The organism is Pseudomonas sp. BN415, assembly GCF_029871195.1.
GTDB lineage: Bacteria > Pseudomonadota > Gammaproteobacteria > Pseudomonadales > Pseudomonadaceae > Metapseudomonas > Metapseudomonas resinovorans.
In genome coordinates this window covers 94408-106499 of sequence record NZ_SSOK01000020.1, presented here as the reverse complement: position 1 = coordinate 106499, position 12092 = coordinate 94408, and the positions used below count along the sequence as shown (strand labels likewise).

Below are 12092 nucleotides of genomic sequence, written 5' to 3'. Positions count from 1 at the left end.
AAATAAAAAGGGCTCCCGCTAAGGGAGCCCCTGGGCTTGCGCCCGCCGCCCGGATGGGGCGTGCTTGGTGAAGTCGGTGTGATCCTGTGTCAGCCGACGGCGTGGAGTTCGTTCAATCGGTGAATACCGGCGGTGCCGGTGTAACCATCCCAGTTGTCGCCACGGCCCTCGCGCCAACCGTTGATCCAGGCTTGCCGTGTGGTGGGATGGGTGAAAGGACAAAGATCGCGGGATTTGCCATTGATGCCGTGCTGATAGCCGCGCAAGAATGCTCGTTCCATCGGATCACGCTTAAGTCTTCTCATAGGGTGAAGCCCTCATTTGTTGACTGTTATGTCCATTGGTCCCAAGTCGGGACCTGGCAGAAAAATCTCTGCCTTCGAGGGCCCGCTGCCGGCGTGACGGGCCTTCATCCATCGCCATTGCGGCGACGGGTTAAGCTGATTTCTAACCAATGCCCCCAGGCATGTGAATGATCGTTTTGTCATAAGGACGTAACTTGAAGGTGGCAACGGCCATAAGCAGATGGAAACGTTTTTTGCCACTTTTCGGTCTAAGCCCCGTGGCTTGGGGGCTGACCAGAGTCATGATGTCGTAGTGCTATTTCGTTTTGCGCACGAATCAGACAGTTTTTGATTCCGACGAAGGGCCGTTCCGCGACCTTACGTCACACATTTTCTTACCGCACAGCTTCTGCCCTGTGCCGCTGATCGCCTCTGAGGCCCCAGGATTCTCCAATGTCGGATCGCTACGAACTATTCCTTACCTGCCCGAAGAGCCTGGAGGGCCTGTTGGCCGACGAGGCCACGCAACTCGGCCTGCAGGACGTACGCGAGCAGGTTGCCGCCGTGCGCGGCCAGGGTGACCTGGAAACCGCCTTCCGCCTCTGCCTCTGGTCCCGTCTGGCCAACCGGGTACTGCTGGTGCTCAAGCGCTTCCCGGTGCAGAACGCCGAGGATCTCTACCAGGGCGTGCTGGCGGTGGATTGGCACGACCACCTGATGTCCAACGGCAGCCTTGCGGTCGAGTTCAGTGGCCATGGTTCGGGCATCGACAATACTCACTTCGGCGCGCTCAAAGTCAAAGACGCTGTCGTCGACAAGCTGCGTACTGCCGACGGCACGCGCCCGTCGATCGACAAGGTCAACCCGGATCTGCGCATCCACCTGCGTCTGGAAAAGGGCGAGGCCATCCTCTCCCTCGATCTTGCCGGGCACAGCCTGCACCAGCGCGGTTATCGCCTTCAGCAAGGTGCTGCACCACTGAAAGAGAACCTGGCCGCAGCCATCCTGATTCGTGCCGGTTGGCCGAGGATCGCCGCAGAAGGCGGTGCCTTGGCGGACCCCATGTGCGGCGTCGGCACCTTCCTGGTGGAAGCCGCGATGATGGCCGCCGACATTGCACCCAACCTCAAGCGCGAGCGTTGGGGCTTTTCCAATTGGCTGGGCCATGTGCCTGCGTTGTGGAAGAAGCTCCACGAAGAGGCCCGTGCGCGCGCTGAGGCTGGCCTGGCCAAGCCACCGCTGTGGATTCGCGGCTATGAGGCCGATCCGCGCCTGATTCAACCCGGCCGCAACAACATCGACCGTGCCGGTCTTGGCGACTGGGTGAAGATCTATCAGGGCGAGTTGGCCACCTTCGAACCGCGTCCGGACCAGAACCAGAAGGGGCTGGTCATCAGCAACCCGCCCTATGGCGAGCGCCTGGGCGATGAAGCCAGTCTGCTCTACCTCTACCAGAATCTCGGCGAGCGCCTGCGTCAGTCCTGCCTGGGCTGGGAGGCGGCAGTGTTCACGGGGGCGCCGGAACTGGGCAAGCGCATGGGCATTCGCAGCCACAAACAGTACGCGTTCTGGAACGGTGCCCTGGCGTGCAAGCTGCTTTTGCTGAAGGTCCTGCCGGAGCAGTTCGTTACGGGCGAGCGGCGTGCAGCCGGGGAGGGCGATCGCGCCGCTCCGCGTAGCGAGCCTGCGCGCTTGAGCGAAGGTGGCCAGATGTTCGCCAATCGCCTGCAGAAGAACTTCAAGCAGTTGGGCAAGTGGGCGCGCAAGGAGGGCATTCAATGCTATCGCCTGTATGACGCCGACATGCCTGAATACGCGCTTGCCGTCGATCTCTATGGCGACTGGGTGCATGTGCAGGAGTACGCACCGCCTCGATCCATCGATCCTGAGAAGGCCCAGGCGCGCCTGCTGGATGCCCTGGCCGCAATTCCCCAGGCGCTGGATGTGGACCCGGCCCGTGTGGTGGTCAAGCGCCGCGAGCGCCAGAGTGGCACCCGCCAGTACGAGCGCCAAGGCAGCGAAGGACGCTTCATGGAAGTCAGCGAAGGCGGGGTCAGGTTGCTGGTGAACCTCACCGACTACCTGGACACCGGCCTGTTCCTCGACCATCGACCGATCCGTCTGCGCATCCAGCGTGAGGCTGCCGGCAAGCGTTTCCTCAACCTGTTCTGCTACACCGCGACCGCCAGTGTGCATGCGGCCAAGGGTGGTGCGCGCAGTACCACCAGCGTCGACCTGTCGAAGACTTACCTGGATTGGGCGCGGCGCAACCTGTCTCTGAACGGTTTCTCCGACAAGCACAAGCTCCAGCAGGGCGATGTGATGGCCTGGCTGGCGGAAGACCGTGGTGAATACGACCTGATCTTCATCGATCCGCCGACCTTCTCCAACTCCAAGCGCATGGAGGGTGTGTTCGATGTGCAGCGTGACCATGTCCAGTTGCTGGATCTGGCCATGGCGCGCCTGGCGCCGGGTGGGGCGCTGTATTTCTCCAACAACTTTCGCAAGTTCCAGTTGGATGAAAGCCTGGAATCCCGCTATTCAGTCACTGAAATCAGTGCCGAAACCCTGGACCCGGACTTCGCGCGCAACTCGAAGATCCATCGCGCCTGGCGCATGACTACCCGCTGAGGCGTTCTCGCGCCTCAGCACTTTCCTTTCTCGGCACTGGCGTCGGCGGCTCCGGCCGTCCGGCGTTTACTTTGGCCGGTCGGCTGCCCATGCGCGCTCCTAGGCAAAGTGCCACCATCTAGCTATGTTGATGCTCACAGGGACGGTATTTCCACACCCAGATTCGAGAAGTGAGCATGCAGTCGCTTGCGAAGGAAAAACTGAACCTGTCGGCATTGCTGTCCGGCCGCCCGCTGGTTTGGCTGGTTTGTCTATTGACCGTCTTCGGCGGCGCGGCGCTTACCCTCCTGCTCAGCCAGGCGGTGCGTCACGCAGAAGAAGCGCAGTTGCGCGAGCGCTTCAGCTTGGCCGCCAGCGAACGCATCAGCCGGATCCAGGAGCGCCTGGACGGCCAGCTCAAGGAGCTGGATGCCGTCCAGCGCTTCTTCAGTAACTCCCGTGAGGTCACCCTTAGAGAATTCCAGGGCTTCGTCGGTCCGTTGCTGGGCGACACCCTGGTCTATTCCTGGGTGCCGCGCATTACGGGGAGCATGCGGGAGGCGTTCGAGTCGCGTGCCCGGGCCGAGGGCATGGCCGGCTTTGCCATCCGCGACCTGAAGGGCGACCGCCTGGTGCCCAGCCCACCGCGGGATGAGTATTTCCCGGTCTACTACAGCGTGACCGCGCGCATTGATGATGTGCCTTTGGGGATGGACATGAATTCCAATCCGGCGCGACGTGCGGCCATTGAGAAGGCGCGCCGGACCCACAGTATCACCGTCACCGAGCTGTTGCGGGTGATCGGCGTGGTGGAGCGTGAAGCCAGCGGGGTGGCCATCCTGGCGCCGGTGTACGAAGGCAATGTGCCGAGCGATGCGGGCCTGCGCGGTTTCGTCGTGTCGGTGCTCAGCCTGAACCTGGAAATGGAGGCGGCGATTGCGCCGCACAGCCTTGAAAGCCTGGTGATGCGGGTCAGTGATGTCAGTGACGACGGCCATGAGCAGCTGATCTACCAGAGTGCCGAGGCCCCGGAGAGCGAGCTGCGCCTGCGCCGCGTAGTGCCGTTTGCTGATCGCCATTACCTGCTGGAAGTGGTGCCGAGCGCGGCCTTCCTTGCGGGGCCGCCGCTTTCTACGGCAAATCTGGTGGCCATCAGTGGCCTGGCATTTACCCTGCTGCTGGCGGGATACCTGTTGTTGATGGTCAATCAACGGCAGGGTGCCCTGGCCCTGGTGGCCGAGCGCACGATGGAGCTGCGCGAGCGCGAAATCGAGCTTCAGTTGAGCGAGGAGCGCTGGAGCTTTGCCCTGGATGGTGCCGGGCATGGTGTCTGGGACTGGGAACCTCAAGCCGGTCGCATGTTTCTTTCCAGCGGTTGGAAGACCATGCTCGGCTATGCGGAAGATGAGGTGAATGACAGCCTCGAAGCTCGTAATCGCCTGATCCATCCCCAGGACCAGCCCCTGGCGCGTGCTGAGCTGGAGCGTCACCTGCGCGGTGCCAGTGCGGTTTACCAGAGTCAGCATCGCATGCTGCACAAGGACGGCCGCTGGCTCTGGGTACTGGACCGCGGCAAGGTCGTCGAACGCGGGGCCGATGGTTCGCCCTTGCGGATGATCGGCACCCAGACCGATATCAGCTCCAGCAAGGCAGTCGAACTGCAGTTGGCCATGGCTCACGGACAACTGCGCAGCCTCTTCAATGCGGCGACCCAGGTCGCCATCATCAGCACTGACCTGCGAGGTGCGATCCTCCAGTTCAACGTTGGTGCCGAGCGCATGTTTGGCTACCGCGCCCTCGAAATGATCGGCCGCCACCCTGTGGTGTTGCACCTGGAGCGCGAGGTGGAGGAGCGCTGTCGGGAGCTGGGGGGGCAACTGGGCAAGCGGATTCCCGACTACCAGGCCTATGTGGAGGAAGTTACGGCTGGCGACCGCTATGACGAGCATGAATGGACTTTTCAGCGTCGCGATGGCAGCCAGCTCATCGGCAGCCTGATTCTCACTGGCGTGCGCGATGAGCGTGACGTGCTGGTGGGTTTTCTGGGCGTTGCCATCGATGTGACCGAGCGCAAGCATGTGCAGCAGGCGCTGGAGGCGCGAGACCGCTTGCTGGAGAAGCTCAGTGCGCAGGTACCGGGTGTGCTTTATCAGTTCCGCATGGAGGCCAGCGGGCATTTCAGCTTCCCCTATACCAGTGCTGGCGTACTTGAAATCTTCGAAGTGGAACAGGACGTAGTGCGGGACGACGCCATGGGGCTGCTGGAGCGAGTCCACCCCGATGACCTGGAACGGGTCCAGAGCTCGATCCGTCGCTCAGCCGAACTGCTTACCCCCTGGCGCGAAGATTTCCGTGTGCTGCTTCCACGTCAGGGTCTGCGCTGGCTGCGGGGCGAGTCGGTGCCCGAGCGGGGCGAAGATGGCGCCGTGCTCTGGCACGGCTACATCACCGATATCACCGGGCTCAAGCTGGTGGAGCAGGAGCTGCGTGCACTATCGGTGACCGACGCCCTGACCGGTGTCTACAACCGGCGCTACTTCCAGGAGCGCCTGGACCTTGAAATCGCCCGCGCCGAACGTCGCGAAGGCCCGCTGGCGCTGGTGATGCTGGATGTCGATCATTTCAAGCAGATCAATGATCGCCACGGCCACGAGGCGGGGGACCGGGTACTCAAGGCCTTGTGCGTGCGGGTTGGCGAGCGTCTTCGGCGCATCGACGTGCTGTGTCGGCTGGGGGGTGAAGAGTTCGTGGTGCTTTGCCCGGATACCAATGTCGACCAGGCATTCCAGGTGGCTCAGGCACTCTGGCAGGCGCTGGCGCGGGAGAACGTGGCAGGCGTAGGCCAGGTGACCGCCAGTTTCGGTTGTGCCGGCTGGCGTGAAGGGGAGGATGCCGACGACCTGCTGCGGCGGGTGGATGCTGCGGTGTATGCGGCCAAGCAGGCTGGCCGCAATCAGATCCGCATCGCCGACTGACGGGGTGGCCGCCCGCGCGGGTCGGCCACTCATGAGTCAGTTGGCGCCAGCGACGCTCTTCGGTTGGCGATAGAGGTCCACCAGCACCTGGTCGAGGATGGCTGAGGCCCCCCAGGGGCGGGAATCGTTGAGGATTGCTACCACGGCCCAACTGTTGCCGTTGCTGTCACGGCTGAAGCCGGCAATCGCACGGACAGTGTTCAGGGTGCCGGTCTTGATATGCGCCTCACCTTCCAGGGCGGTTCGGCGCAGGCGCTTGCGCATGGTGCCGTCCATCGCCACCAGCGGCATCGAGGAGATGAACTCGGCCGCGTAAGGGCTCTGCCAGGCGGCCTGGAGGATGGTGGCCATCTCGCGGGCGCTGACTCGCTCGTTGCGCGACAGGCCTGAACCGTTCTCCATCACCAGGTGCGGTGCGGTGATGCCTTTCTTCGCCAGCCAGTTTCGGATGACCCGTTGCGCCGCCTTGGCGTCGTCGCCATCGGCGGCGGTGCGGTAACGCGCGCCGATGCTGAGGAACAGCTGCTGGGCCATGGTGTTGTTGCTGTACTTGTTGATATCGCGGATGACTTCCACAAGGTCCGGCGAGAACGCACGCGCCAGCAGCTTGGCGTCCTTGGGCACATCGCCCAGGCGGTCCTTGCCGTCGATGCTGCCGCCCAGTTCCTTCCAGAACGCGCGTACGGCGCCAGCGGCGTAGCCAGGATGGTCAAGCAGGGACATGTAGGTCTGTGCACTGCAGCCTTCCGGCAGCTTGCCGCTGGCGATCAGGGTGGTGCCGTCGTACTGGGTCACCGGGTTGTAGCGCACGTCGGGCCAGGAGGGGCACTTGCCAGCCTTGGTCACTTGCACCTTGCTGTCGATGCGGATGCTCTCGATCGGCGGCTCCATGGCCAGGTTCACCCTGCCGCCTTCGGCTCGGGCGATCAGGCGCACGGCCTTGAGGTTGACCAGCAGCGAGTCGGGTCCGACCAGGAAGGGTTTGTTGTCGTCGCCGCCGTCGTCATTGAAGGCGGGAAGTTGCGGATGGACGAAGTAGCTGCGGTCCAGCACCAGGTCGCCGGTGACCTGGCGTACGCCGTTGGCGCGCAGGTCCCGCATCATCAGCCAGAGCTTTTCCATGTTCAGCTTGGGATCACCGCCACCCTTCAGGTACAGGTTGCCGTTGAGCACCCCGTTCTTCAGGGGGCCGTCGGCGTAGAACTCGGTCTTCCATTGATAGGTGGGGCCGAGCAGCTCCAGGGCGGCGTAGGTCGTGATCAGCTTCATGGTGGACGCCGGATTCACCGACACATCGGCGTTGACCAGGGTCTGGGCGCCCGGACCGGTGAGGGGCAGCGTCACCAGGGAAAGCGAGTTCGAGGAGATCTTGTTGGCGGTCAGGGCCTTCTGCACTTTGGGCGGAAGGTTGGTGTTGACCTGCGCGGCTTGCAGCGGCGCGGTGCAGGGCAGGATCAGGGCGGCGAGCGCGAGGGTACGAATGGACTTGAACATCAAAGCGTGCCCTCCTGGCGAGGGCGAGTGACGAAAATGAATGACATGGCAGCTGTTCCCATGATGGGGCGGGAAATCGGCGCATTATGCCGCAACCCTGCCCCAACTGTGCGAGTTAGCTGCTCATTTCGTCTGCCAGTAGCACTCCTGGTGAGCTGCGGGCGGGCAAGTTGCGACGGAAGCTGCTAGAGTGCCGCCCGTCATTTCTGCCGAGGAACTGCCTAATGGCTACCAATCGCTCCCGCCGCCTGCGCAAGAAGCTTTGCGTCGATGAATTCCAGGAACTAGGTTTCGAGCTCACCTTCAACTACAAGGAGGGTCTGGATCCGGAAGCGGTTTCGGCGTACTTCGAGCGTTTCATTGACGAAGCGATCGAGGGCAACGGCCTGGGCTTCATCGGTTCCGAGGACTACGGCTTCGTCTGCCTCGGCAAACGTGGCTCGGTAACTGCGGAACAACGCGCCCAGGTCGAAGCCTGGCTGCAGAAGGGCCACGCTGAACTGGCCGGCTCGACTGTCAGCCCGTTGCTGGACGTGTGGTATCCGGAAAATTCCGTCAACGCCTGACGGGGTCGGAATGTAGAAGGGCGCCTTGGGGCGCCCTTTTTTGTGCCTGGCCGATAGGCCAGGGGCTTTGCGGTTCATGTGGGGCGATTTCAACGCCAGGCAGGCCGCAGGTCTACCTGGCGCCCTCCGCGGATGAAAGCGTCCCGCGATATCGCCCTGAATTTCTGGCCAGAACTCGAATCAGGCCAACCCCGCCTTGGTCAACACATCCGCCACATCCACCTGGTCGATCTGCTCCGGCTTGAGAAAGCGCCGGGCGTATTCCATGTACACCCCGGAACGGATGAACAGGCCGAACAGGTCGGGGTCGATGTGGGCGCTGCGGCACATGTTGGTCATGATTCCCAGGGCTTCGGAGAGCGTCTTGCCCTTCTTGTAGGGCCGGTCTACCGCCGTGAGCGCTTCGAAGATGTCGGCGATGGCCATCATCCGCGCCGGCAGGCTCATCTCGTCTCGGGTGAGGCATTTCGGGTAGCCGGTGCCGTCCATCTTCTCGTGGTGCCCGCCGGCTATCTCCGCCACGTTCGCCAGGTGGACGGGGAAGGGTAAGTGGTTGAGCATCAGGATGGTTTGCACGATGTGGTGGTTGATGATGTAGCGCTCCTCTTCAGTCAGGGTGCCGCGCCCGATCGAGAGGTTGTGTAGCTCGCCACGGTTGAATTTGTACTCGGGTGCCTGCAGCTTGAAACCCCAGGGGTTATCGGGCGGTATCAGCTCGCTTGCGGAGCGCTCGAAGAGGTGGTCCGGGCGGTCGGCCAGCAGGTTTTCCTCCACGGGTAGCCGTGGCGACGGCGTGCGGGCCAGCCGCTGCGCCTCTTCCCAGGACACGCCCAGGCGATTGTCCAGGGTGCGGGTCCAGGAGCGGGCGGCGATGTGCTTCAGGCGTTCCTGGTCTGCCTCTGCCATGGCTTCGCCGCCCAGGTTGCAACGGGCGATGAAGGCGAAGTCGTCGTCCAGTGCGGCCAGGGCAGCATCCCGAAACTGCGCCTGTTCACGCTCGTCAGCGCCTTGGGCGAGTGACTTCCAGTAGTGCACCCAAGCGTCGCGCTTGAGTACCTCGAAGCGGGTACGAATTTCATGGATACGGTCGTTCAGGGTTTCCAGTTTGGTGGCCTTGTCCACCACGTACTCCGGGGTGGTCACCTTGCCGCAGTCGTGGAGCCAGGCGGCGATGTGCAGCGCCTCCCAATCCTCGTCACTGGGCTGGAACCCGCGGAATGCCGGCTCATTGCTGGCGGCGGCAGCGCGGGCGAGCATCAGGGTGATCTCCGGCACCCGCTGGCAGTGGCCGCCGGTGTAGGGGCTCTTGGCGTCAATGGCACTGGCCATCAACTGGATGAAGGCATCCAGCAGTTGTTTCTGCTTCTCCAGCAGGCGCTGACTTTCGATGCACAGTGCGGCGACGCCGGAGATGGCTTCAACGAAGGCAATGCGTTCCGGCCTGAGGATGGCGGGGCGTGATTCCTTGCCCGAATCGCGATGCAGCAGGACCAGCACGCCGATGGTGACGCCCTGGCGGTTGTGCAATCCGGTGCTGACCAGATGCACCCGCGGGCTTTCAAGGGTTTGCAGCAGGTCGCGGTAGGCGCCGGCCTGGTCATAACCGAAGGAGCACACCTGGCTGGGGCCACCGTGGGCCGGAAGATCCAGCCAGCGCGGCATGGCTGGACCCTCCAGGTTGAAACCACGGATGCCGTGGGTTTCCAGGTCCTGCTCCTGATTATTAAGGAACAGGGCATGGGGTTCCAGGCGGCCCTTCTGGTTGTCTATCAGATAGATCAGGCCGCCGGATGCTTCGCTGATTTCGATGGTTTCGTCGAGGACGCGACGCAGCAGGTTGTCGAAGCGGGTTTCTGCCGAGAGGCTGGCGGCGATTTCGAGGAAGCTGGAAATGGTTTCTTTCATCCGCGCCATGGCCACGGCCAGTTGGTCCACTTCCAGTACCGGCGAGCGGCCCATGGCGGGCAGGCTGAAATTGAAACTGCGAATGGCTTCGGCCTGGGTCACCAGCGCCCGCAGCGGCTTGACCACGATTCGCGAAAGCAGGACGCCAACCGGGATGCACAGTAACAGGATGGCCAGGGTCAGCATCGCGCTTTGCCAGCGAATGCGGTAAGCGTCATCCAGCAGTTCGTCTTCCGGAGCCAGGATGGCCAGTTGCAAGCCCAGGGGGCCTCCCTCCTTGAAGTGTTGGCGAGCCACGACCCAGCGGCGTCCGTCGATTTCCATGCTGGTGCGTAGTTCATCCTGGGCGGGGAGTCCCATCAGCGCGGCGAGCGGCGGGCTGAAGTTCTTCACCTCGCCCAACGTGGGCGCGCCGTTGATCCGTTCGACCAACCTGCTGGTATCGGGGTAGGCCACCGCACGACCGTCATGCTGGTACAGCACCACCTCGGTGGAAGGGGTGACCCGGTGGTTGGCGAGGGTAGCGGACAGGTCGTCCAGGGTCAGGTCTGCGCCGATGACGGCATCGCTGCCGCTGGGACGCGCCAGGGTTGTGCCAACCGCACCGCTGGAGAAGAACACGTAGGGTGCGGTGGTGATCAATCCATCCTGTTCCAGGGCCCGGTAATACCAGGGCCGGCCGCGGGGATCGTAGCGCTCGTTGAGCTCCTCGCGGGTGGTGATCTGATTGAGCTGGTCGTCGAAGAAGTAGGACAGCGAGCGTGCTTTGGCCTGGTTGTCGCGCTCGATGCTCCACACCTGATAGGCAGCGTTCGGTGGGGCATCGAAGGTTTTCTTCAGGGGCTCGCTGCGCAGGGGGCGGACCATGAAGAAGTCGCCGTCGTCATAGCCCAGGTAAAGCGATGCCAGCTTGGGGTTGTCCTTCAGCGCCTGCGTCAGGGGGCGCAGCAGGATGCCCAGGCGGTCGACGCTCTCTTGCTGCTGGTGCGAGCCGCTCAGGGCCAGCAGGTTCAGCAGGTGGTGGATGGGCTGATAGGTGCGCTGCAGGTCGGTTTCCACTTCCTGGCTGATGCGGCCGAAGAGCTCGTCACTGCTGGAAAGGATTATCTGGCTGGTCTGGCGGTAATTGAAAAGGCCCAGGACGACACCAGTGAGCAACAGAAGCAAAGTGAACAGCGCGCTGATATGGACGTGCAGCGGAAAGCGACGCTCAGCAAACTTTTGCGGCATTGCGGCAGCTCCTTACCCCCTCTCCCTGAGGGGCTAAAGGAGCATAGATGAGGCCTGTGACGCTCGTCGTGCAAATCGCCATGCCAGTGCGGATGTCAGCGACAGCGCCGAGGATGCTGGGAAAAGGTAACGAGCGGCCATTCCGGAGAGAACGCCCGCTCATGGATATGACGGTCGCTTCCCCGGAACCGAGCCTTGGTTCCCGTAGAAATTAGCTCCCGCATGTAGGACAGAACCCAAGGTGGAGTAGGTTGCGTCCTGAAAGCGGTGAGCGGCCTTTTTCGGGGTCGACAGTGCATTGAGCTTCTCTATCTTGGCAGCCACCAAACCGCGCCAAGGGAGCGATGCTGTGAGCAAACTGGTCAATCTGGACGATTTCCTCGAGCCGGGGAGCGAGTCCGCCTACAAGGTCATGATCGTCGACGATCATCCAGTGATTCGTCTTGCCGTGCGCCTGTTGCTGGATCGAGAGGGCTACGCAATCGTGGCGGAGACGGACAACGGCGTGGATGCCATTGCCCTGGCACGCGAGCATCAGCCGGACATGGTGATTCTCGACATCGGGATTCCCAAGCTGGGTGGGCTGGACGTCATCGCCCGCCTGCATTCACTGGATCTGCCCCTTCGGGTGCTGGTGCTCACCGGCCAGAATCCCAACCACTACGCCACGCGTTGCATGCAGGCCGGTGCAGCGGGTTTCGTGTGCAAGGAGGGGGACCTGGCCGAAGTCACGGCAGCGGTGCGCGCGGTGCTCTCTGGCTACAGCTACTTCCCCAGCGATGTGATCAAGTCCGGCAAGCGTCAGGTCGGCCTCCCCGACGAGATCGAGATGATCGGCCGTCTTTCCGACCGGGAGCTGGTGGTGCTCAAGTTCCTCGCCAACGGCTACAGCAACAAGGACATCGCTGAAGAGATGTTCATCAGCAACAAGACTGTCAGCACCTACAAGACGCGCCTGTTGCTCAAGCTCAACGCCCGATCCCTGATCGAACTGGTGGAGTTCGCCAACCGCAACGCCCTGATCTGAT

The 12092-nt window shown here is 62.7% G+C and carries 7 protein-coding genes; 4 read left to right on the top strand and 3 right to left on the bottom strand.

Annotated elements, in window-relative coordinates; all coding sequences use genetic code 11:
- Nucleotides 1-89 precede the first annotated feature (89 nt).
- Nucleotides 90-305, bottom strand: coding sequence for a ribosome modulation factor (locus E8F20_RS06170; protein WP_028631373.1), 216 nt, complete (start codon nucleotides 303-305; stop codon nucleotides 90-92).
- Between the two features lie 432 nt (nucleotides 306-737).
- On the opposite strand from E8F20_RS06170, the gene rlmKL reads away from it, so the two are divergent.
- Both rlmKL and E8F20_RS06160 read left to right on the top strand, forming a co-directional pair.
- Entirely contained in the window at nucleotides 738-2915 is a 2178-nt protein-coding gene (rlmKL, locus tag E8F20_RS06165) for a bifunctional 23S rRNA (guanine(2069)-N(7))-methyltransferase RlmK/23S rRNA (guanine(2445)-N(2))-methyltransferase RlmL (RefSeq protein WP_280282939.1), read from the top strand.
- A gap of 176 nt (nucleotides 2916-3091) precedes the next feature.
- Entirely contained in the window at nucleotides 3092-5869 is a 2778-nt protein-coding gene (locus E8F20_RS06160; RefSeq protein WP_280282938.1) for a diguanylate cyclase, read from the top strand.
- 36 nt (nucleotides 5870-5905) lie between these two features.
- Here the strand turns inward: E8F20_RS06160 and dacB are convergent, their stop codons facing one another.
- Nucleotides 5906-7363, bottom strand: coding sequence for a D-alanyl-D-alanine carboxypeptidase/D-alanyl-D-alanine-endopeptidase (gene dacB / locus E8F20_RS06155; protein ID WP_280282936.1), 1458 nt, complete (start codon nucleotides 7361-7363; stop codon nucleotides 5906-5908).
- A 224-nt stretch (nucleotides 7364-7587) separates the two neighbouring features.
- On the opposite strand from dacB, the gene E8F20_RS06150 reads away from it, so the two are divergent.
- On the top strand, nucleotides 7588-7929 hold the full coding sequence (locus E8F20_RS06150) for a 50S ribosome-binding protein YggL (protein ID WP_137822801.1): 342 nt from the start codon (nucleotides 7588-7590) through the stop codon (nucleotides 7927-7929).
- 180 nt (nucleotides 7930-8109) lie between these two features.
- On the opposite strand, the gene E8F20_RS06145 is transcribed toward E8F20_RS06150, so the two are convergent.
- A complete protein-coding gene (locus E8F20_RS06145) occupies nucleotides 8110-11064 on the bottom strand; it encodes an HD domain-containing phosphohydrolase (protein WP_280282934.1) in 2955 nt (984 codons plus the stop codon).
- Between the two features lie 412 nt (nucleotides 11065-11476).
- Here E8F20_RS06145 and E8F20_RS06140 point away from each other — a divergent pair, with 412 nt between their 5' ends.
- Nucleotides 11477-12091, top strand: a complete 615-nt coding sequence (locus E8F20_RS06140; RefSeq protein WP_280282984.1) for a response regulator transcription factor — start codon at nucleotides 11477-11479, stop codon at nucleotides 12089-12091.
- Nucleotide 12092: the final 1 nt, after the last annotated feature.